Origin of the sequence: Enterococcus mundtii (genome assembly GCF_013394305.1) — a bacterium.
GTDB classification, from domain to species: domain Bacteria; phylum Bacillota; class Bacilli; order Lactobacillales; family Enterococcaceae; genus Enterococcus_B; species Enterococcus_B pernyi.
The window spans coordinates 976,004-999,423 of the sequence record NZ_AP019810.1 but is presented as its reverse complement, the minus strand read 5'-3'; the positions used below and the strand labels follow the sequence as shown (position 1 = coordinate 999,423).

At 36.9% G+C, this 23,420-nt stretch carries 20 protein-coding genes; 18 read left to right on the top strand and 2 right to left on the bottom strand.

The genetic code is table 11. The features are described 5' to 3' along the window. The first annotated feature begins 18 nt into the window (after nucleotides 1-18). On the top strand, nucleotides 19-480 hold the full coding sequence (gene ribH, locus HZ311_RS04830; RefSeq protein ID WP_023520269.1) for a 6,7-dimethyl-8-ribityllumazine synthase: 462 nt from the start codon (nucleotides 19-21) through the stop codon (nucleotides 478-480). 247 nt (nucleotides 481-727) lie between these two features. On the opposite strand, the gene HZ311_RS04825 is transcribed toward ribH, so the two are convergent. Next, nucleotides 728-1,306 (bottom strand): DUF4352 domain-containing protein, encoded by a 579-nt coding sequence (locus HZ311_RS04825; protein ID WP_010734606.1) that lies wholly within the window; start codon nucleotides 1,304-1,306, stop codon nucleotides 728-730. Between the two features lie 544 nt (nucleotides 1,307-1,850). On the opposite strand from HZ311_RS04825, the gene HZ311_RS04820 reads away from it, so the two are divergent. From HZ311_RS04820 to HZ311_RS04805, 4 genes are all read left to right on the top strand, one after another. Beyond that, a complete protein-coding gene (locus tag HZ311_RS04820) occupies nucleotides 1,851-2,561 on the top strand; it encodes a glucosamine-6-phosphate deaminase (RefSeq protein WP_010734607.1) in 711 nt (236 codons plus the stop codon). Between the two features lie 191 nt (nucleotides 2,562-2,752). Then, the gene (locus tag HZ311_RS04815) at nucleotides 2,753-3,544 is read left to right on the top strand and encodes a MurR/RpiR family transcriptional regulator (RefSeq protein WP_010734608.1); all 792 of its coding nucleotides are present in this window, start codon (nucleotides 2,753-2,755) and stop codon (nucleotides 3,542-3,544) included. Nucleotides 3,545-3,634: 90 nt separating this feature from the next. Then, on the top strand, nucleotides 3,635-5,203 hold the full coding sequence (gene malX, locus HZ311_RS04810; RefSeq protein WP_178946510.1) for a maltose/glucose-specific PTS transporter subunit IIBC: 1,569 nt from the start codon (nucleotides 3,635-3,637) through the stop codon (nucleotides 5,201-5,203). 19 nt (nucleotides 5,204-5,222) lie between these two features. Then, entirely contained in the window at nucleotides 5,223-6,383 is a 1,161-nt protein-coding gene (locus tag HZ311_RS04805; protein WP_010734610.1) for a MalY/PatB family protein, read from the top strand. Nucleotides 6,384-6,943: 560 nt separating this feature from the next. On the opposite strand, the gene HZ311_RS04800 is transcribed toward HZ311_RS04805, so the two are convergent. After that, a complete protein-coding gene (locus HZ311_RS04800) occupies nucleotides 6,944-7,852 on the bottom strand; it encodes an ArsR/SmtB family transcription factor (RefSeq protein WP_010734611.1) in 909 nt (302 codons plus the stop codon). 246 nt (nucleotides 7,853-8,098) lie between these two features. Between HZ311_RS04800 and HZ311_RS04795 the strand changes: the two genes are divergently transcribed. The 13 genes from HZ311_RS04795 (at nucleotide 8,099) to HZ311_RS04735 (ending at nucleotide 22,079) form a co-directional block, all read left to right on the top strand. Then, nucleotides 8,099-9,340, top strand: a complete 1,242-nt coding sequence (locus HZ311_RS04795) for an ABC transporter substrate-binding protein (protein ID WP_023520267.1) — start codon at nucleotides 8,099-8,101, stop codon at nucleotides 9,338-9,340. Between the two features lie 157 nt (nucleotides 9,341-9,497). Continuing rightward, complete coding sequence (locus HZ311_RS04790) at nucleotides 9,498-10,298, top strand: carbohydrate ABC transporter permease (RefSeq protein WP_178946509.1); 801 nt, start codon at nucleotides 9,498-9,500, stop codon at nucleotides 10,296-10,298. Nucleotides 10,299-10,309: 11 nt separating this feature from the next. Beyond that, nucleotides 10,310-11,143 carry a carbohydrate ABC transporter permease gene (locus tag HZ311_RS04785; RefSeq protein ID WP_023520265.1) on the top strand — a complete coding sequence of 278 codons (834 nt, stop codon included), beginning with the start codon at nucleotides 10,310-10,312 and terminating at the stop codon, nucleotides 11,141-11,143. A 19-nt stretch (nucleotides 11,144-11,162) separates the two neighbouring features. After that, complete coding sequence (locus tag HZ311_RS04780; RefSeq protein WP_023520264.1) at nucleotides 11,163-12,956, top strand: glycoside hydrolase family 2 protein; 1,794 nt, start codon at nucleotides 11,163-11,165, stop codon at nucleotides 12,954-12,956. 30 nt (nucleotides 12,957-12,986) lie between these two features. Beyond that, nucleotides 12,987-14,387: a glycoside hydrolase family 43 protein gene (locus HZ311_RS04775; RefSeq protein WP_023520263.1), complete on the top strand. Its 1,401-nt coding sequence runs from the start codon at nucleotides 12,987-12,989 to the stop codon at nucleotides 14,385-14,387. 668 nt (nucleotides 14,388-15,055) lie between these two features. Beyond that, a complete protein-coding gene (locus HZ311_RS04770; protein ID WP_023520262.1) occupies nucleotides 15,056-15,670 on the top strand; it encodes a hypothetical protein in 615 nt (204 codons plus the stop codon). Nucleotides 15,671-15,735: 65 nt separating this feature from the next. Further along, nucleotides 15,736-16,278, top strand: coding sequence for a hypothetical protein (locus HZ311_RS04765; RefSeq protein ID WP_010734618.1), 543 nt, complete (start codon nucleotides 15,736-15,738; stop codon nucleotides 16,276-16,278). Nucleotides 16,279-16,436: 158 nt separating this feature from the next. After that, nucleotides 16,437-16,832 (top strand): LysM peptidoglycan-binding domain-containing protein, encoded by a 396-nt coding sequence (locus HZ311_RS04760; protein ID WP_232092503.1) that lies wholly within the window; start codon nucleotides 16,437-16,439, stop codon nucleotides 16,830-16,832. A gap of 126 nt (nucleotides 16,833-16,958) precedes the next feature. Continuing rightward, the gene (locus tag HZ311_RS04755) at nucleotides 16,959-18,254 is read left to right on the top strand and encodes an ISL3-like element ISEfa11 family transposase (RefSeq protein ID WP_010734358.1); all 1,296 of its coding nucleotides are present in this window, start codon (nucleotides 16,959-16,961) and stop codon (nucleotides 18,252-18,254) included. Nucleotides 18,255-18,465: 211 nt separating this feature from the next. Further along, nucleotides 18,466-18,642, top strand: a complete 177-nt coding sequence (locus HZ311_RS15730) for a hypothetical protein (RefSeq protein WP_232092502.1) — start codon at nucleotides 18,466-18,468, stop codon at nucleotides 18,640-18,642. A 10-nt stretch (nucleotides 18,643-18,652) separates the two neighbouring features. Next, the gene (locus HZ311_RS04745; protein ID WP_023520259.1) at nucleotides 18,653-19,057 is read left to right on the top strand and encodes a phage holin family protein; all 405 of its coding nucleotides are present in this window, start codon (nucleotides 18,653-18,655) and stop codon (nucleotides 19,055-19,057) included. Nucleotides 19,058-19,132: 75 nt separating this feature from the next. Beyond that, nucleotides 19,133-19,801, top strand: a complete 669-nt coding sequence (gene bacL2, locus HZ311_RS04740; RefSeq protein ID WP_023520258.1) for a BacL2 family protein — start codon at nucleotides 19,133-19,135, stop codon at nucleotides 19,799-19,801. Between the two features lie 37 nt (nucleotides 19,802-19,838). Next, nucleotides 19,839-22,079 (top strand): glycoside hydrolase domain-containing protein, encoded by a 2,241-nt coding sequence (locus HZ311_RS04735; protein ID WP_137072800.1) that lies wholly within the window; start codon nucleotides 19,839-19,841, stop codon nucleotides 22,077-22,079. Nucleotides 22,080-23,420 lie beyond the last annotated feature (1,341 nt).

Here is a 23,420-nt window from a genome sequence, read left to right as displayed (position 1 = left end):
AAATAAAGGAGTGAAGACATGACGATTTATGAGGGAAATTATTCTACAAAGGATCTTCGAATAGGGATAGTAGTCGCGCGATTTAATGAATTTATCAATCAAAAATTGTTACAAGGAGCGTTGGATAATTTAAAAAGACATGGCGTTAAAGAAGAACAAATTGATATATATTGGGTACCGGGAGCTTTTGAAATTCCTTTTATTACCAAAAAACTCAGCAAAAAGGATAGTTATGATGGGTTGATTACGTTGGGGACAGTGATCAGAGGCGCAACTACTCATTATGAATTAGTTTCCAATGAGGTAGCAAAAGGTGTCGCACATATTAACCTAGAATCCAATATTCCCGTGATGTTCGGTGTATTAACCACAGAATCCATTGAGCAAGCAATTGAAAGAGCAGGTACGAAAGCAGGAAATAAAGGTAGTGAAGCTGCTCAAGGGTTAATGGAGATGATTTCTCTTTCACAACAAATTTAAGAATTATTATTTTTTTAAATATGATGATTTTACTGCGGATATACTAACCTTAGATTCAAATCAGTTATGAGGGGGAAATAATCATTAGTCATCTATTTTTGTTGATGATTCATTTCACTATTCTTAGCAATTGTAGTGTCAATTCCCTTTACAAGTAACGTGTAGGTTTGATTCCTATAGTTGGCACACTAGATAAACACCGTCATATAAAGGTTTATACCTATATATTGACGGTGTATTTTGTGTTTTATACTGTTGCTTTGAATATTGCTGCTTTTTCAAATGATACTAAAGGAGAAAAATGAATTTCAATATCACCTGTTTGATTTAAACCAAAATGGGCTATAACGTCCATCTGTTTTCCTGGTGCAACAGACCCCAAGGTATTTTCATTCGCATAGCTTTCAGATTTTTTATCGTCCGATCCATACACTTCCACATCGGCACCTACAGGAATGTCTGAGTCACTTTCATTTTTTACAGTATAATTGATTTTGACTACGTTTGCTGGTTGTTCATCTTCAAATTGATTTCTTTCGTCAGTTAGTTCAACACTATTGAGAGTGTATGAAGCATCCCCGACTTTAACAGTATCCCCAATTTTATAGAATTCAATAGCGTTACTCGATGATTGAGTAGTTTTAGTTGTTTCAGTTTGATTTTGTGAGGATATCTTTTCTCCACCATTTTTATTATTACTTTCACCTAATGAACCGCCAATAATTGCGATAATAATTACTGCTAGTACCCAGAACCAAACTTTTTTATAGAAAGGTTTAGTTACTTTATACATCTTTCCATCTTGTCCCATTACTTTTTTTGCCATTTTACAATTCCTCATTTCTTGTTATAATATACTTTGTTATTTCAGAGACAAGTAATTAGTCCGTGTTGCAGCACGGACTTTTTCGTATATTAGTTGTTTTCTTTCTATACATATATAATATTTAAAAGTTCCGTAATGTTACAATATTTTACTCAACACATTTTTCATATTGCTGATATATTTCATGATTTCCCTTGGAAGATATGTCATTTGGGTCTCGTAATATCTCAGCATCGACGTCGAAAGTTTAAATGTAAGATTATTAAAATCATGATTTTTAAAAATATGTTTGAGTGATAGAAATTCCCACTGTTTCATGAAGCTAATGTGATAAAAAACCATTATAATAATATCAAATATTTTTAAATATGTAAAAAAATATTTGTTTTTTTATGTGTATCTAAAATAAGAAAAAATTACCTTAAAAAAACGTTTATTTTTTATATTAATGTTATATATTTTGATTCATTTTTAAGAAAACGCTATCAAAAACATCCTGACACTGTTACACTCTAACTAAATGAGTGAAAGGAAGTGGACAGCAATGGATTTAGTGATTGCAAAAGATTATGAAACGCTTAGTGAAGTGACAGCGGGGATCGTCTTGGAAAAAATGTTGAAGAAAAAACGAGTGAATTTGTCTTTGACGACAGGAAATTCGCCTAAGATGGCGTACGAGATTTTAGTGGAGACGCTTAGTAAATTACAGATGGATACATCGATGATCCATTATTATAATTTTGATGAAGTGGCATTAAAGGACAAGCAGTATGGTCTGACTATGTCAGGACTGAAAGAAGCCCTTTATGATCCTATAGGGGTCGCTACTGAAAATATCCATGAACTGACTATTGATAATTATCAAGATGTGGATAAACGAATGGCGCAAGCGGGTGGATTGGATCTAGTCTTGATGGGGCTTGGTGAAGATGGTCATTTTTGTGGAAACATGCCTGGATATACGGATTTTAGTAAGGAGACTTATAGCATTCCAGTCATTCCAGGAGATCAGATGTATGAATCGTTAAAAGAACATCTGGGAGAAGAACCTGGTGATTACTTTGTGACATTTGGGCCAAAGACGGTCATGGCAGCGAAACAGTTAGTATTGATCGTTAACGGGGAGCATAAAGCAGAGATCATCAAACAAGTGATCGAAGGACCAGTAACAGAGCAGATTCCTGCATCGATCTTGATGACTCATCCCGATATCACAGTGATTTTAGATGAAGCAGCTGCAAAATTATTAAAATAAATAGTCATATCAATGGATTGTTTCAAAGAACAACACAGAATCCACGAAAATCATATTACCGATTTTTGTGGATTTTTTTGCATGTCTGAATTTAACTGTAGACTCGTTTTCCATCGTATTCTCCGGTAGAATAGATAAGAAAACAGACTATATCGTTCATTGGCGAAAAACTGCCAGAATAGGAGAAAGAGATGAATCAGTTTTATAAGAGAATCCAATATAAATTTTCTGAATTAAATCAAGTGGAAAAAAATATCTTAGATTATTGTTTGCATCAATCAAGAAAAGTTTCCTCCATGACAGCCGAAGAATTAGCGAGTGAAACATTTACCAGCCAATCGACTATTACTCGAATGGCAAAAAAGCTTGGCTTTAAAGGATTTCAAGAATTTAAGTTTGCCCTTAAAAGTTACCGGTCATTAGAAGAAACGAGTGGTTCTACTGATGTGTCGGATGAATTCAAACCATTGATCAATGAAATCCTTCGTCAGTTTACAGAGACGTTAGAAAAAATCGAGCCGAAACAAATCGATCGCGCAGTCAATATGATTAAAGAAGCACAACGTATTGAACTGTTTGCTGTAGGGCAAAGTATTCCGGTCGCTGTTTCCCTGAATCGAAAATTGCATTTTCTTGGTAAAAATGTGGGGCATTCAACCGATTGGGACGAATTGCTAGCAGTGAGTAAACAACTAGGAGAAGGAGATCTTGCTATTTTTATTAGTCATAGTGGGGAAACATTAGGAATGCTCGATTATGCTAAACGACTAAAGGAGCGAAATGTTCCTCTGCTGTCTTTTATTGGTCAACCGACAAGTTCTTTAGAAGAATTGTCGACGGTCGCATTTATTGCAGAAATGTTGACGATCTATCATCAGAATATTGATTTGAGTCCAAGAGTTTCAATGGATATCTTGTTAGATATTTTGATGATCCATTATGCGAAACAAGTCATTTCTCAGAATGGAGATTCTAATTTATGAATGCCCATTCTACATGGACAGGAAGTATTGCAACCGCCTTTGTCATCGCTTACATTTTAAAGGTAAGAAATAGAGTAAGGGGGAAAAGGGATGCAAAAAGGGAAGAAAGCAAGTTGGATGGAGATTTTTCAAGGGTTAGGCAAAACGTTCATGTTACCAGTCGCACTGTTAGCTTTCATGGGATTGTTCTTAGGGATTGGGAGTGCGTTCTCCGCTGAATCAGCAATTACTGCTTTTCCATTTTTAGGTGCTGCTTGGTTACAGGTGATGTTTCGCTTTATGTCGACGATTGGTGGCTTTGCTTTTAGCTATTTACCTGTGATGTTTGCCATGGCGATTCCTTTAGGCTTAGCACGTAAAGAAAAAGGCGTGGCTGCTTTTTCTGGGTTTGTTGGATATGTAGTGATTCAATTATCGATCAATTTTTATTTGCAAGAAACGAATCAATTGGCAGCAAGTGAACAATTACGTGAAGCTGGTCAAGAAATGGTTTTTGGTATCCAAACATTATCTATGGGTGTTCTGGGAGGGATCATTGTCGGGCTAATCGTTTATCAGCTCCATACGCGATTTTATCAATTCCAATTACCAGATAGTTTTGCCTTCTTTTCAGGGACACGTTTTGTACCCATCATTACTTCAGTAACTTTAGCAATTGTTGGCGTGTTGATTCCGATGGTTTGGCCACTTTTTGCCATGTTGATCACTGGGATCGGAAATTTGATCCAACGCTCTGGTGCATTTGGCCCGTTCTTATTCGGTTCTGGAGAACGACTCTTATTGCCATTTGGCTTACATCATATTTTAGTATCGATGATCCGGTTTACAGAAGCTGGAGGAAGTCAGGTCATCAATGGGCAAGAAGTCTTTGGCGCACTAAATATTTTTTATAATGAATTGCAACAAGGATTGGCGATTTCACCGAGCGCCACTGCTTTTCTTTCACAAGGGAAAATGCCGACATTCATGTTTGGCCTTCCCGCAGCGGCTTTAGCGATGTATCAAACCGCAAAGCTAGAGAATCGTGCAAAAATCAAGGGATTATTGATTTCAGGTGTGATTGCTACTTTTGTAACAGGAATTACTGAACCAATCGAATTTCTCTTCTTATTTGTCAGTCCTCTCTTATGGGGATTCCATGTGTTGATGACTGGTGCCGGATTTATGGTCATGAGTTTGTTGGGCGTAACGATCGGGAATACCGATGGCGGAATCCTAGATTTTATTATTTTTGGGGTCATGCAAGGCACTTATACTAAATGGTGGTTGGTTTTAGTTGTGGGGGCTTGTTGGTTTGGTATCTATTACTTTACATTTAAAACAGTGATTTTACGCAAAAACTTAAAGACTCCTGGACGTGAAGAAATGACTGCTGAGACAGAATATACAGACGAAGAAGTAACATATAAAGGAAAAGGCACAGTTGATGCACGAGGAATCTTGGCTGCTTTAGGTGGTGCTGAAAATATCACTTCTTTAGATAATTGCATCACACGTCTAAGGTTAGTGGTGAATGACGGATCGATCGTTGATGATGACCGACTGAAAAAATTAGGTGCATTAGGCGTGGTTCATTTGGATGATACGAATGTACAAGTCATTATAGGAACAAAAGTGACGACTGTTAGAAATCAACTGGACGACATCTTGTCGTTCTGAAATCGGGAGAGTGTAGAAGATGTCTTTCAATGAACAAATCGATCGTAAAGGGACGTATTGTACGCAATGGGATTATATTGAAGACCGCTTCGGTAAAAATGATCTCTTGCCATTTACGATTTCTGATACAGATTTTAAAGTACCAACAGGCGTCGAAGCTGCGCTCCAAGAAAGGTTAAGACATCCAATTTTTGGCTATACTCGTTGGAATCACACAGATTTCAAATCAGCAGTCACTCACTGGTACAAAGAACGTTTTGGACACCAGATCGACGAGGACTGGTTGGTTTACAGTCCTTCCGTCATCTATAGCATCAAGCAACTGATTTGTTTATTAAGCGAATCGGGAGAAGGTGTGATTATCCAAACGCCTGCTTATGATGCCTTTTATAAACTGATTGCTGGGAATGGCCGCAAACTGGTAAGCAATGAATTGATTTATCAAGAAGGTGCCTATAAATTGGATTTTGAGGACTTGAGGCGCCAATTTGAGCAACCGGAGAATAAAATTTTGTTATTGTGTAGTCCCCACAATCCAACAGGTAGAGTGTGGACCAAAAAAGAATTAGTGAACATCATCGAGCTTGCTCAAAAAAACGAGGTGTTCATTATTTCGGATGAGATCCACATGGATATTCTCAGAAAGGGACAACACCATCAACCACTGACAGAATTGATTCAAAAAAATGTCGCAGTCGTCACATCAGGAAGTAAAACATTTAATTTTCCTGGATTGATTTTTTCTTACGGATTGATTCCAGATTCGTCCTTGCGCCAGCGGTTTTTACAACAGATGAAAGAAGCTGATGGCCTCGGTTCCACGAGTGTTTTTGGATTAGTTGCTACGATTTCGGCGTATGAAAAAGAAAACAACTGGGTCAGTGAACTCAATCAGTACATTGATGATAATATTGCTTTTGTCACTGCGTACCTTAAAAAACATCATCCGAAAATCATCGTGACCAAAAGCGAAGCCACCTACTTGATGTGGCTCGATTGTGCCCGACTCCCATTCACTATGGAAGAACTTCAGCAACGAATGATCGAACGAGGCAAGGTTGCGATCATGTCAGGCGAAGTATATGGGAAAGCTAGTCACAATTTTTTGCGATTGAACGTGGGATGCCCACGTAAGAAATTGGAAGAAGGATTGAGGCGATTGACGGAGAGTTTGGGGTAGATAGGATAGTAACAAATACAAATAAATGGAACTTAGTATAATAAACGAGATAAAAAGTTAAAGGTAAGCGGGTATCTGGCTTATGTTTAGAAGTTCACGCGAATAGCTTATATGTATAGGTTCAAGAAGTTGAAAAAATATGGAGAAAGTGCGTTTCCTGAAAAAAGGAGCGCACTTTTTGCCATCCATGATGAAATAAAGAAACTAGAACAAGGAAGTCGTTAAACTAGATTTATAAAAAAATTCAGGACTTCTTGAACCCAAACGAGAAGTCCTGTTTCTATTCTTAAAAGAACATAAATGAAGGGCTTGCCAAGCATTGGTCGTTTCAAGCAATAGAATTGGCTAGGAGAGATCATCTACATTCTTCTGAAAGAAGTCCATTCTTTTAATTAACCGTTTATTCGGTTTAGGTGGTGCAAGAGAATTAATTTCCCAGACACGTTTCTTCGTTAATATGCATTTAATAAGTAGGTACTTTTTAATTTTGTCTCGGCTTATTAGGTCAGTTCTGATCACTTTGCTGAGTCCTTTTTTTTGTTGGATAAAGAAAAAATAGGTCATTCAGATACGTAAAAATTAAATAATAAATCTTGAGGATAGTTCCCCCAGCGATCGCCGAAGATAGTCAAACCACCAGCATTTTCAGCAGTAGCAGGCGCAGCGATTTTAAAGGTGAAAAAGTCACTATGGTCTAAGTCGATTTCATTAAGGTTGTGATCTGTTAATTTCTCTCCATCGAGGGAAGTGTCATAGCGATTGATGCGTAAATGCTTAAGTAATCCATATTGACTAAATTCATCGATCCACCACTTTGGAGTCAAGGAACCTCTAACATCTGAAAAGTTCCCTGGAATGGTGTATTTACCAATGCAGTGGTTGTTTAAGTAAAATGAAAGATCACTTGGCCAATAGTTATTAGAGATTGGGAACTCAGAAGCGATTTCCATGCTGATTTCCAATAACTCGATTTTTTCACCAGTTTTCAAAGGATTTGGAATTTTGTATTCTAGAAACCCATTATTTAGCCAGATGATGCTCGCATCAACACGATCTTGGTCAAGAAAAGACTTAGGGTCGTCTAATGCGCCAATCAATCGATCTTTCGTCGCCATACCGCAGGAAGGCTTAGCTTCAAAATCGGTAAAGTGACCTATTTTCACTGATTGGGAGGTTAAATTCATTTGCGGAAACACTTTTGCGGGGAAATTGATATTGATGAAATCAGTTTTTAGAGATAAGTATTTTTTCTTCCAGTCTTGCCCCGATCCTTTTTCTGTTTTGATCAACTGTGCTTGTTCAAGTTTTCGGATGTGCTTTGTCATCAAAGCATTGCTGATCGCTAATTTTTGCCCAATTTCACTGATGCTTTTCTTACTATCTCCTAATTCTCTTAAAATTGCTAAGCGAGTTTCATTTGCGAGTGCTTCGTAGATCGGTAAAGATGCTTTCGTTAAATCCAATTCCATAGCTATCACCTCGTTATACTAATTAGTTTAATGAAAATATGGATTAATTATATCACATGCTTTTAAATTTACAAAATTGTAAAATGATGGAATTTACCGTAATAAGCTTGTTAAAATAATATTGACAGCGCTTTATTTTTATAGTAACTTTACGGTGTAAACATTGGTGGACGATAGTCTAACAATTATGTTTATTGATAATCAGGTATCATTTTACTTTTTAGTTAAATAAAAGGGGTGTGGAAATTGAAAGTAAAAAAATTAATTGTTTTAGTTGGAACAAGCTTATTATGTACGGTGTTTTTAGCTGCTTGTGGTGGAAGTAATAGTTCAAGCAATGATTCGGAAATTTTGCTTTGGTCTTCGACGACGGGACCGGACGGTGAAAAAATCCAAAAAACGGTTGATCAATACAATAAAACAAATCCAGACTTTAAAGTAAAGTTAGTTAGTATGCAAGGTGACACCTTTACTTCGAAGTTGACGACTGCTGGAAAATCTGGCAAAGGCGTCCCAGATTTAGCTTTGATTGCATCGGAAGCTTTACCCACGTATAAGAACCAAGAGATGCTTGAGACTTGGGATGACATGATTGAAGGAACTGAATTGACACGTGGAAATTATGTAGAAGCTGCTTGGGATACTGGTGTGGTGGAGGATAGTCAATATGGGATTCCAGCAACGATGGGTTCGTGGGTGATGTATTACAACCAAGATTTGGTGGATAAATATGTTCCAGGAGCATTGGATGATGGCGTAGTGACATATGAAGAAATCAGACAGGCTGGGGAAAAAGCAAAAGCAGATGGTATTTATAGTTTTGGCTATACATGGGGCATGCAAAATTATTCTAATCTTTACCAGCAAATGGGTGGAGAATGGCAAGATGCACAAGGAAACATCGCTATCGATAATGATATTTCTTACAATGCCGTTCAAGAGTTTAAAACGCTATATGATGCCGGCTATATGGTCCCAGATGGCGAAGATGCAAACAAACTTTTTGCAAACCAACAGCTGATTTTTCTTCCAGAAGGAACATGGATGTTAAGTAATATGGAAGGAATAAGTGACTTCACTTGGGGTCAGACATTTACGCCGCAATGGGATGCTGGACATATCGTTCAAGGTTCAGGCGTCGATCAGTTTGCGATGCTTAAAACGAGCCAAGAACGTTCGGATGAAAAGAAAAGTGGTATGATCGACTTTCTCACTTGGTTACAAGCAAACCAACTAGAGTGGGTCAAATCTGGCGCAAATCCAACTTCCTTAGCAATGTTAGACAATGAAGAATATGTGGAGATGCCACAATCATTCTTGTTGAAAACAGAAAAAGGACAAGCGGCAATTTCTGTCAACACGGTTGATGGCTTATCTTACATTTTTAGTGAATATGATAATCGTTCATGGGATATGATCACAGGAAAAGCAGATATCCAAACAACTTTTGGTGAGATCCAAAAAGTCGTAGAAGAAAAGATGAAATAATATCCTCACTTGGAGACTGTGGCAGAAGGAAGAGTGACCGTAAAAAGAATTCAGTCGGTTTTTTGATGGCTAGGAATTCCGATGGGTAGGCTAATTTGCTGTCACAGTCGTTTCTTGTTGAAGGGTTGACTAGAAATACAGAGAAGGATGTGTATTGATGAAAAAAAGATTAAATGCCTGGCCAGTCGTTTTTATTGGTCCGCATATGCTCCTTTTTCTTTTATTCTTTTTAGTTCCGGCAGTTATTGGGATTTATGTTTCTTTTACTGAATGGGATTTGTTCAGTACGCCGATTTTTATCGGATTTGATAATTTTAAAACAATTTTATTTGATCAAGACTCGTTATATCATACGCAATTTTTTAATGGAATGAAAAATACGCTGTTTTTTGCGGCAATCTCAGTTCCACTATGTATCGCGATCCCTTTATTATTAGCAGTTGCGTTGTCTACTAAACCAAAATTGATGCGTTTTTTTCAATCGATTCTTTATTTACCTACATTATTTGCAATCTCTGCGGTCATGATCATTTGGGGATTTCTTTTGAGTAAATCATTTGGACCAATCAAAGAAGTATTCGGCATCGATATCAATTTTGTGGGCACTCAACCATGGGCTTGGATCGCTATTTTGATTGTGACGATTTGGTGGACATTAGGTGCGAATAGTGTTACTAAATTTTTCCGTATTTCTTTGCCTAGTATTCGTAACCAACTCATCTTTACAACGGTCATGACGACCATCGCTCAGTTTAATATCTATGGTCAGCCACTAATGTTGACGGGAGGCGGACCCAATAATTCCACTCGGGTGTTGATGATGTATATCCAAGAAAATGCCTTTGGTAGTAGCACCTCGGTTGCGGGCATTTCTTCAGCGATGGCCATTCTACTAGGTTTTGTGATCATGGCAGTTTCGATTGTGCAATTTTTGGTCATCAAAAAAATGGAAAGATAGGAGTGAAGAAGATGCGAGAAAACAAACTAGGGAAAAGAATTGCCTTTATTTTGCTAGTAATCGTGTGCATCATTTGGATTTTTCCTTTGATATGGGCAATTTTCACCTCATTTAAATCAGAGGCAGAGATTCAAAAAGTTGGGTTCAGTTTGATTCCACAAGATTGGACACTTGCTAACTTTTGGAGCTTGTTACAGGGCAATGATTCTTCTCCTGTGTTCCGCTGGTTTGTGAATTCCATGATTATTTCAACTTCACATACCCTATTAGTTATGGTGATCGTCTCGTTTGCGGCCTATGGCTATACACGACTCATCTTTAAGGGAAGAGATTTTATTTTTGTTTTATTGTTAGGAACCATGATGTTTCCCGGAGTGGTCAATTTGATCCCGAACTTCAAAATCGTTGATACTCTAGGTTGGACAAATACATTTCTAGCAGTCATCGTACCTGGAGCAGCAGGTGTTTATAACATTTTCCTCGTTCGACAGTTCATTTTAGGAATTCCCAAAGAATTGGATGAATCGGCTGTGATCGATGGGGCAAATGAGTTTCAAATTTTTTATTATATCATTTTACCGCTGATCAAACCTGTATTGACTGTAGTTGCATTGTTTAGTTTTACTGGCTCATGGAATGACTTCTTGTGGCCATCGATCGTGATCAACGATATTGATAAATTACCGATCACACCGGGGCTGCAATTGCTGCAAGGTCAATACATGACCTATCCAGGAATTGGAACTGCTGGTGCAATCTTGGCTTTGATCCCTACCTTTTTATTGTATTTGGTGGCGCAAAAGAGCTTTATGGCGTCGATGTCGTTGCAAAGTGGTATAAAATAATTTGTTTTTTGGAGGAAATATGATTAGAGAAGAATACCCGAGACCGCAATTTGAGAGAGGGAATTGGTTAAGCCTAAATGGTGAATGGCAATTTGCCTTTGATGACCAAAATCTTGGTTTGAAAGAAAAGTGGTACACAAATGAAGCAAATTATGCTTACAAGATCAATGTTCCTTTTGTCTATCAAAGTGCATTAAGTGGCATTGATCAGCGAGAAGTTCATGATGTTGTATGGTATTATCGGACCTTCAATGTACAGGTTCCTGAAGAAAGCCGTATCCTTTTACATTTTGGTGCAGTGGACTATGAGGCCGATGTATTTGTCAATGGACATCATGTGAAAAATCATTGCGGAGGGCACACCTCTTTTGATATTGACATTACGGATGCTCTTGTGACGGGAGAAGAGCAGATACTAAGTGTGCGAGCATTCGATCCGCATTTTGATGAAAGCATTCCACGTGGGAAACAATTTTGGGAAGAAGAATCAGCAGGGATCTGGTACACAAACTCAACGGGGATCTGGCAGCCGGTCTGGCTAGAAGTAGTTGCTGCGACCCACTTGCATCAAGTGAAATTTACTAGTGATTTTGATGCTGGCGCCGTGATGATCGATGTTGAATTGAATCAGTTAAAGCCACAATTAGTGTTAGAGTATCAAATCTATTTTAAAGGTGCTTTAGTCATCAGTGGGGCTGCAGAGTTTGTGACTTCTAAGTTAAGTTTTGCAGTCGATATTTTTCAACAACAAATTTTCCGGACCAATTTTCATCACGAAGGCTGGTCTTGGACACCCGAAAATCCGCAATTATTCGATGTGGAATTGACTCTTAAGGAAGCGGGAAATGCAATCGATCAATTAAAAAGTTATTTTGGTATGCGTAAAATACAGACAGCAAATGGCATGATCTACTTAAACAACAAACCTTACTATCAGAAGTTGGTTCTTGATCAAGGCTATTGGCCTAATGGCTTGTTGACTGCCCCTACGGATGAAGCATTTAAACAAGATATCTTATTAGCAAAAGAAATGGGGTTTAACGGTTGTCGTAAACACCAAAAAACAGAAGACCCGCGCTTTTTATACTGGGCAGATAAATTGGGATTTCTGGTTTGGGGCGAGTGTGCAGCACCGGCGATCTATACCGACCTTTCTGTGACGCGCTTGATGCAGGAGTGGGCAGAGATCATTACTCGTGACTATAGCCATCCTTCGATCGTCACTTGGGTACCGATCAACGAGAGCTGGGGTGTACCAAAAATCTCTTTTGATCGCCAACAACAGCATTTTTCTCAAGCAATGTATCACTTCATCCATTCACTAGACCAGCAACGATTGGTTATTTCAAATGATGGTTGGGCGATGACGGAGACAGATATTTGTGCGATTCATAATTATGCTCATGGACAAGAATCTGAACGACAAAAATATCTGTACTTTAAAGACAGTCTCAGTACGAGAGAAAAATTGGTGAATCGAGTATCAACACCATGGCCGATTTTCGCTGGAGGATTTTCTTATCAGGATCAGCCTATTTTATTAACCGAGTTTGGCGGTATTGGCTTTGATGTTTCTGGACAACCAGGTTGGGGTTATACTTCAGTGGAGAATAAACAAGATTTCTTGAAGGATTATCAACGAATCATGACGGCTGTTTATGATTCTATCGGACTTTGGGGTTATTGCTATACCCAATTGACAGATGTTGAGCAAGAAATCAATGGGCTACTGACCTATGACCGACAACCGAAAGTTGATTTAGCAGCTATTAAAGAAATCAATGATCAGTTCCATCCAACGCAGGTGGAATAATCCCATTGTTGTGGAAAGGGGCGATGTTCGATGGGAAAATCAGTGGCTTGGCTCAGTAGTGTAAGTGTCCTGTTTGCTGCGCTTGTGATAACAGGTTGTGGGGCTGGAACTGATACGGGGGAAGAAGTGTCCGATTTTACTTCTATTATCGATAATGATGGAGCGGATCCTTGGATCTTGCAAACGGAGTCTTACTTTTATTATACCAAAACGACTGGGAATAACTTAACGCTATGGCGTGCTGAAAACCTCTCTCTCGTAGCAACCGGTGAAAAAAAGATCATCTGGGAAATACCGGAAGAATTTGAAAGCATCTGGGCACCGGAGCTTCATTACTTAGATGACCGTTGGGTGATGTATTTTGCAGCGAATCGCCCTTTAGAAACCCACCGAATGTTTGCATTAGTTAATCATCAAACAGATCCGTATATGGGTGACTGGCAATTGGAAGAGATCAAAGGAATGGATGATAAATTTGCGATTGATGGCACCGTCTTAGAGATAAGTGACAAACGCTATTTTCTTTGGTCTGGTTGGGAAGGATATGAAAATATTGCTCAAAATCTTTATTTAGCGGAAATGGTTTCTCCTACGGAAGTAGTTGGTGAAAAACGGCTTATCTCAAAACCAGAATATGAATGGGAAATGCGTCAAACGCCATTGATCAATGAAGCCCCTCAAGTGATCATCAAAGATAAGACAGTCAATTTAGTATATTCTGCGAGTGGGAGCTGGGACAACGATTATGCGCTAAGTCTTATGACCCTAGATGTAGCTGATGATCCGCTAGAAAAAGCCAATTGGCAAAAGAAACCAGAGCCAATTTTCCAACAGACAAACACTGTCTATGGACCCGGGCATAATGGATTTGCTAAATCAAAAGATGGCTCTGAAGACTGGTTGATTTATCACGCTGCTCGATGGGATCATTCGGGCTGGGACCGTTCGATCCGCTTGCAAAAGTTTGGTTGGGATCAAGAGGATAAAGTCCTACTGGAAGCTCCTTTGGATGAGTGGCATGTTCAAGCGTTACCAAAAGCTGAGCCGAATCGACTGAGATTACCCGCCAGTCGTGCGTTGCTTGAAGGCGATTTAGCGCTTGTCGAAGATGAGGAAGCACTCTCTAAGAAAGTCGTCCAAGGCTTTGAATCAACGACTGACAAAATTATCTTTACCCCGCAGATTGAAGAATCAGACGAATTTCTGGTGATTGCCTACGTCAAAACTACTGATTATCTCTCCTTAAATGACCCAATTCAGGTCAAGATTGAAACGAAACAAGCAAGCCACGTGGTGGATGTCTATCCTTCCGAATATTATCAACCGCTACAAGTCCGCATGAAGTTACCGAAAGGATCGCAGGAAATCACCCTTTCGTCTGAGATTGGAGTTGATACTCTAAGTATTGATCGTTTAGAAATCGTAAAATAAAGAATATTGAGGAATTCTTCCAACTAACAACGATTGGTGACAATCATTTGGTTCATACTAATTTGTCTTTATATGACCTAGCATGAGTCTTAGACTGTAGACAAACTCTTAAAGCTAGAGTTTTGTTTATAGTCTTTTTTATATTAGTTGAATAAATTAGTTGAATTTTTTATCAAACGATGTAAAGAGAAATTTTAGAATGATTGGTTGATCTGAAACAAAAGCAAAATTAACTTTTGTCTTTCACCTTAAAACCGAATAAATGACAAAAACAGAAGTGAGCTCTTTTTCATTTCATTAAAAAGCCTTGCCTGTGCCGTATCATGATTTGCAACTTAAAGTGATAAAAAATTCGAAAACCATTGGCATTTTTTGATTTAGGAAATATGAGTGAGGAATTTCTATATCAGTATCAAAAGCCATTATTTTTTATACTGGTACTAGGTAGTGTGTTTACATAAAAGTAAAATAAATGAGCAAAAATGAGTAGGAAATCTTTGAATGTTAAATAACTAATTATATATATTTATATTTATATAAATATATATAATTAAGAAGTCATAGTTTATTCGAATAATTTATTATATTGGTGAAGATATCTTCTAAAATCGAAAATATAAACACACTTGGTAATGAATTATAATTGAAGATCAAGGAGAGAATAAAAAATGAAGGAAGTATTGATGGGGTTTACAATGCTGTTTGGTTTGATAGTTAGTGGAATGCATACTGAGGTTGCAGATGCAGCAATTCGAGCAATTGATCCTGAAAGTATTGTTATTTCGAAAGAAGATAACCAAAAAGCAATACAACAACTTGAAGAACAGGGGATTGATGTAGATAATCTACCTTTTTCAAAAGACAAGTTGACGACACAAAAACCAAAACCTGGCACATATATCATCGAAGGAGAAGATAAAAATTCAACAGATAATTTAAGTACAGAAGAGTTGTTACCAAAGGCTAAACTATATAGTATTAATGCCACAGGGTTCTCAGTTCAAATTTATAATCCTAGTTCAGGTAGTACTTCGTCAGCTAGTGGGATAAGATGCAACGAATTAGCACCTTTATTTACAATAGAGGACAATGGCATTGCGGGTATCCATGCAATAATGTCTTATAATCAGTTTTATTTTCTAGGTGATTATGTGCAAGATTATGGAACTGGTGTATGGGATGGAGGATATTACTATAGATACTTCAACATTTCTGATACAAAGTGGCAATGGTATAGAAGGTTATGGCTGAGTGTTGCTGATAAGAATGATTTGCTAAACTAAAAATAGACTGTTTGGGAAGAAGCCTCTTTCTATTTTTTGAAATGAAGAGAGAGTGATCAAATAGAATGAAGAAACGAATAATATCCATCCTGCTATTTCTATTACTAATGGCTGGCTGTAGTAGCGAAACAAATACAAGACAATTTGAAATGAGTGACAGCGTTCCGGAAACAAAAGAAAGCACTCAATCACAGGAAATAGCTGATTCAGACGATTTAACATTCGAGGAATATAAAAAAGCCTTTCCTGGTCCGGGAAAACTCGATGAAGCATATCAGAAATTAAAAATAAAAAGCGATATTTCCCACGACCAGTTACACGATCTCTTGATTAAGTATTCCTGGAAACTGGAGGGAGGGGGTATTTTGATCTTCAATGAATCAGGTGAAGTACAGCGAATCAATCTGTCTGGGCTGATAGAGTATGCTGGAATATATTCGGTTAATCAAGATAACTTCTATTTAGAACCAGATCCAGCAAGTGTGAACTATGCAAATGTGATCAAAGATCATAAGTACAGGATCGAAGCAGATAGATTGTTTTTATTCAGCGAGGAAGTGAAAGAACATCAAGTCATTATGTATCCTATGAAAAAAATAATTCCATAAACCAGTATTTTTTGTGCTCAATCTATTTATAAGTCATTAAATAAATAAGCGATTTAAAGCATCGGTATTCTGCCGATGCTTTTTTGTCACAATTTTCTTCATTTTATCGACATATTAAACGTATTTAAATACGCAAAAATTTTGAGAGGAGAATCAAAATGAAGTATGTTGTAAAATCTGGAGATTCGTTAAGTAGGATTGGTGAAAAATTTGGGGTATCAGTTAGTCAATTACAACAATGGAATGGAATCAAAAATCCTGACTTTATTTTAGTTGGGCAAGAGCTGATGATCATGAAAGAGTCGAATGATACACTTACGCGAAAGATTACTAGGAGCCAACTTGAAGCAATTGGATGGAGTAATTTTTCAGAGCAGATAATCAACGATTTAAATCAGTGCATCAACGTGTATCGTATCACTGAACTTAATCTTTTACAGCATTTTATTAGCCAGTGTAGTCACGAGTCAGGTTGTGGGAAATGGCGCATAGAACTTGCTTCTGGAGAAGCTTATGAAGGGCGTAGTGACCTTGGAAATGTTTTGGCTCTATAATTTATGGGACTGATGAATCAGAATTGATTCTTCAGTCCCATTTTCATTTTAGGTATTAAAAAACATATCGTTCTCTAGTATGATTAAATCACCACAAAATAAACAACTGAGAGGACGATATGCTATATGAATGATTCTATCAAAAAAATGCTGAGAATAATAGAGAAAGATTTGATGATTACAGAGGTCTCTTACGAGACCCTTCAGAAGAAAAAGACGTTGGTCGTCGATGCTGTTCTCTCGCCTACTCCTCGTGCTTGTAGAAGTTGTGGTTCTACTGTGGTAGATGGAAACGGGAAAGCAATTATAGTGAAAAATGGAAAAAAAGAAACGATTGTCCGTTTTGAACAATACAATCATATGCCTTTGGTTATGCGCCTAAAAAAGCAGCGCTATACCTGTAAAAACTGCCGAACCCATTGGACTGCTCAAAGTTATTTTGTCCAATCCAGACATTCAATCGCAAATCATGTTAGATATAAAATTGCTTCTTTACTGACTGAAAAAGTATCTTTATCTTTTATTGCGAAAAGCTGTCAGGTATCTTTGACCACTGTTATTCGTACATTGAAAGAGTTTAAAAGCTATTTACCAAAGCAATCTAAGAAGATTCTCCCAAGAGTATTGATGGTTGATGAATTTCGTTCGCATGCTTCCATAGAAGATAAAATGAGCTTTATTTGCGCAGATGGCGAAACAGGAAAATTAATAGATGTTTTGCCTACGCGTAAATTACCTCGATTAACAAGCTATTTCTTAAAGTGTACCAATCCAGAAGAAGTAGAATTCTTGGTGACAGACATGAACGCCGCCTACTTCCAGCTCACCAAACGTGTTCTGCCAAATGCGAAAATAGTGATTGATCGGTTTCATATTGTCAAACACATGAATCAAGCGTTCAATGAGTTGCGTATCCGTGAAATGAATGAACTTCGTAAAGCAGGACAGAAAAGCCAGGCAGAAAAACTGAAAAAGAACTGGCGCTTTTTGCTAAAAAATCGTGCAAACATCAACCATTATGAATACAAAACATGGAAAAGTTTCCGAGCACCAAAATACCCATTTCTTACTGAAGCAATGATGATTGATCGATTGCTTGAGTTTTCTACGCCCCTAAAGGAGGCGTATCCCTTTTTTCATGAATTAGTTGAAGCCTTTCGAGACAAAGACCCTGACTTATTTTTCTCCTTATTAGCAGAACTTCCCGAAACGTTGGATGACAGCTTTCGGGAAAAGCTTCAAAACCTTCTGACCTATGAAGAAGGCATCACCAACGCAATGATCTATCCTTATTCCAATGGAAAAATAGAAGCGAAGAATACCCACATAAAGACAATGAAACGAGTATCCTACGGATTTAAATCATTCGAGAACATGAGAATTAGAATCTTTTTGATCAATCAATTAATCAAAGTAAGATAACAAAAAATCTGAGCCAGAATGAGGTTCATTCTGACCCAGATTTGATTTTGCACAACTCATCAGTCCTTATTGACAAAGAGCCAATGTTTTTAGTGGGGATGGTAGAAAATTCAAAGGGGCAGGGTTTATTCAACTAACTGGTCGTTATAACTATACACAGTTTTCTTTATCAATCGCAGATCCAGAAGTTGTCAATCAAGGAGTAACTTATGTGGCTGAAAGATATCCTTGGTCAAGTGCTGGCTATTGGTGGGAGGTCAATGGGATGAATGATTTCTGTTTATTATCACCTACTGTTGAACAAGTGACATTTAAAGTAAATGGTGGATACAATGGATTAGCTTCACGTAAATTCTATTACGAAAAATGTTGCGAAGTTATCAGTTAAGAGGGAGATAATGTTTAGTAAAATGGAGATTTTTATACATTTATTTGAAACTGAAAAAGAATTGATTCATATCTTCTTTTTGTTGATTTTATTAGATTTATTCACTGGTTGGCTAAAAGCGAAAGTACAAAGAACTTGGTATTCTAATTTGAGCTGGCAAGGTCTGTGGAAGAAGCTTAGTCATTTTATTTTATTGATTTTGACAGGCGTCGTGGACATCGTTCTATCAAAAAATAATGTTCAACTTGAATTCACACTAGTGCAAGTATTTACAACATTCTTAGTACTGACGGAAATCGGAAGTATTTTAGAGAATATGGCAGAAACAAATCTAACAAAATATTTTCGTCAGATCATCGAATCGATTGAACAGAAATTAAAAAAGGCAGCTAATATCCAAAAAATAGAAAAATAAAGAGTAGATTCTATGTCACAGATTTATTCAACTTATCGACATATCCTTTCAAAAGAATGAATGGAGTGGCTAATGATGAGTTTTTGGATAAGCATAACAGAAAGAGTGGATTTGTATGTAATAGAACAAAATGGAGAGTTACTGGAAGCAATACTCAGAGATTTTTTTCCATATTTAAAAAAAAGTGCTAAAAATGCCCAAATTTCAGCAGAGAAATTGGGCGTATACATACCTTTTGAAGATTTTTATAGTACTTATCTGTTAGCTACATGGAAAGCGATTGAAGATTATCGACTGGAAAGAAAGAAGAAAGAGTTGAAGTTTAAAAATTTGTTTCTCTATCGCTTAGCAATTGCTGAGAAAGATGTATGGCGTCTTTACAAAAAAAGTTCAAACAATAAGAATGACAAAAATGGGATTACTTATGATGCTGGGCGTTGGCAATCTTTAGATCCTGGATTTATAGAGAGTCAGTCATCGGTGGAAATTGATTCAACTATCGATTTAAAAGAGATGGTTTGTAATTATCAAAAGCAAGAACCACTTGATGGGTTCTTCTTTTCATTGCTAGTTGAAGGGTTTACTTGTTCTGAAGCAGCGAAAATCATGTTTTCAGAAAAGGACTACCATCCGTCAGTGCGTAAAAGAGTGGAGAGAATGAAGAAACGCTTAAAAAAATATTTGCTTCAAGAAAAATATTTCCTGAATACTGTCACAAATTCTAAAAAATCTCAACATATCTAAGTGATTCGAATCAAAATAATGTTGAGGAGTGAAAAGAATGGATAAGAAAGCAAAACAAACACGTGATCCTTGGGTGTTAGAGGTACAGCAATGGTTGAATGAGACATATGGAAATGTAGCAGGCTTTGGTTCAGTACCGGAAGATGGTTATACTGGATGGAATACGATTTATGGATTGATTCGAGCGGTACAACATGAACTAGGAATTACGACATTAGTTGATAACTTCGGTGCTACCACTTCTGCTTTATGGGATAAAGAAGTCACCCCCAATCTAATCAACACATATGAAAGTAATTTTGTAAAGTTGATTGATGGTGCATTTCGTTGTAAAGGAATGGGAACTGGAAAGTTTAATACCATTTACACAACGGACAATGACAATGCAATAAAGCAGTTAAAAATTGCCGCAGGATTTGAATCAGTCAATAGTACATTAGATTCCACATGGGCCAAAGCCTTGTTTGATATGAGCGCTTTTGTTTTAGTACCAAGTGGAGATGCGACGATTCGCTCGATGCAACAAGGATTGAATCGAGAGTACTGGCAATATACGGGGATTTTGCCTTGTGATGGCGTTTATCAGCGTCAAACCAATACAGCATTGATTTATGGTCTTCAAGCAGAAATTGGTATGGATACAAATACAGCAAATGGTAATTATGGTCCTGGGACTGAAGCGGGTACCCCAGTACTAAATCAAGGAGACATCGGTCCATTTGTTCGAATTTTGCAATACGGTCTTTATGTGAACGGTTATAACAAACAAGGTGATTTTTCAGGAAACTTTACGTCATATATTGCGGAGCAAATTCTTGCTTTCCGACAGTTTATGGTATTGCCACCGTATAATCAAACGTCGGATTTAACCGTGATGAAAGGTTTACTAACATCAAACGGGAACACGAATCGTTCAGCAGAGGCCTTTGACACCTCGACAATTTTGACTAAAGAAACAGCGGAAGGTTTGAAATCACAAGGTTTTTCGATTGTTGGACGCTACTTGACAGGTACGGTTGGAACAGGAGCCGACGAACGTGATAAAAGTTTATCATTCGAAGAGATAGAAGCAATTACACAAGTTGGCTTAGCTATTTTTCCTATCTACCAAGATGGCGGTTGGTATGAATCTTATTTCACGCAAGATCAAGGCCTAAAAGATGGAAAACTGGCGATTGAAGCAGCATATAACTTAGGTTTTCCTTTAGGAACAACCATTTATTTTGCATGTGATGTGGATATTCAAGACGGAAATATCCCCGGAACCGTCTTACCTTATTTTGCGGGAGTATGGTCAATTCTTTCATCAGACCAGACATATAATGTTGGCGTTTATGGTACTAGAAATGTTTGTCAGAAAATCATTGATGCGAGTTATGCAACTCAAGCTTTTGTATCTAATATGTCCTCAGGCTTTAGTGGTAATTTAGGATTTCCTATGCCTAAACAATGGGCATTTGATCAGTTTATTGAACTGACCACAGCGGGAGTAGGTATCGATAAAGTTGCTGTGTCAGGTAGAGATCGAGGTATTTCATCTTTTTCTGTATCGCCAGAAGCAATTGCGAAAAGAGAGTTATTGAAGCTGTATAAAAATTTCGGTGTAGCAGAAACAGCATTTGAATTTGAACAAGAAGTACGTATAGAGCCAGCACCAAATTACGTGGTCTATTTGAAACCTCATATGGAGTGGTCTATTTCAGGAGAAGAATATGGGATTTCTGTATTAGTGAAGGATAAAAAAGTGGATATGTCTCCTTATTACAATGAAATCACTGAGTCGATCGTGGAATACAGTGAGTATCTTAAAGGAGACACAAAAAGTTTTGAAGATGTCATCAACGAACTTGGACCAAAAGTAGATAATGGAGCGATTGCAGTTGGATTAGCAACGAAAGAAGGGTTAATAGGTACACGTATCTTGATGACCTTTGAGAAAGAGTTGAAGCACGGAGACCATGAAATTACATCCAAATTTCAATTAGAGATTGAGATTTACTTACGTCCGCTTGTTGATTCCCCCTTACCAGATCCAGTTTATCAGGACGTCGTAGAACAGTTGGAGAATGGGACGTTTGAGTGGGATACTAAGCTAATTGTTGGGGTATTGGTATCAACCACAGCCGTTGTACTGCTTTATGCGTACGGTTCAGCTATCATAGGTGCTATAGGAGCAATTATTGTTGGTATTACTGGTTCTATTTCAACCGTTGTTGCTGCACTAGCAGTAATTGGTATCACTTTAATGGGGATATATTCTCATTTTATTGGAGCATAACAATCAGGAAACAAGATAAATCAAAGTTGAAAAGCACTTTGGTTTATCTTGTTAAACTGTAGTCATTAAACCAATAAACAGTGACAAGGAACCAAAAATAAATATCAAGTAAACTGAGTAGATCATTTTGCTTTGCCAGGACAGGATTTTTTGTTTCTCTTCTAAATTAGTGAAAAAATAAGTAAAATGATTCTTTTTTTTAGTAATGATTAAATATCCTGCTAAAATTGTTTTTTTTAAATATCGCCATTTTTGTAAAGCTACAAGACAAAAAATTATACCTAGGATAATAAATAGTATGGAGAAAGGTATGTTATTCTCGGTTATAAAAAAAATTGACAAAATACAAGAAATTAATGAGAAAAGTATAAAACGATTACTTTTTCTAAGAATCGGAATATATTCATTTGCTTCAGCTGTACTGAAACTCAGAATATTACGTTTAATTACTGTCTTTTTGAACACTTCTATCTTAGTGTTTATGTAGCTTAAGAATACTAATGTAATTAACATAAGTAATAGAAAAAAATAACTGGTCATAACCAAGAAATTATGCATGCTGTTTCTCCTCTTTTATAAATATGTAAAGCTTCTTGAATAACTTTCTGCATAGTGCCTTACAGGGGAAATTTACTTAATCATTCTTACAAATCAAAAATTTTAGAACAAAGAATACAATTTACAATTATAATTGCTGAAAAAGCTCCTAGGTATGCGAGTACAAGCATGACTCTTTGCCTAGAAAGAATCTTTTGTTGCTCTTCTGGTTCTGTAAAAAAATAGATAGAATATAGTTTTTTCTGTAGGTTACTAGGTAACCTTGAGAGATTGTTCTTTTAAAGTATCGCCATTTGTCTAGAGATAAGTGTAAGCAGAGTACAGCAAATAAGGCGCATCCTAAAGTTAAGTAATATTTGTTATTTATCAAAAATATGCCAGCTATGATACAAGAAGTTAAGCCAGTAAAAACAAATAGATTACTTCTTTTCGTAATCAAATAATACTCTTTTGTGTATTCAATATCTGGTAATAAGTATTTATTCTCGAAGATTTGTTTACGATATTTTTCCATTTTCAAAAAAAAAAAAGCCAATGAGAATAAAAATATATAGAGAAGAGAGAGAAAAAAGTAAGCAACTATTACTAAAAAATTATCCATGTAATAACTCCATTCTTACGGATTAGTCAAAAATCTAACATAAAAAATGCTATCAGCTATAATTAACAGATAGAAACGTTATCATCTATAAGTATACGCAATGAATGGATAGATAAAACGCAATCAGTTAAAATATTTTTTATAATGAGAGTTATTTTAACTGGCTATCATAAAAGAAAAAG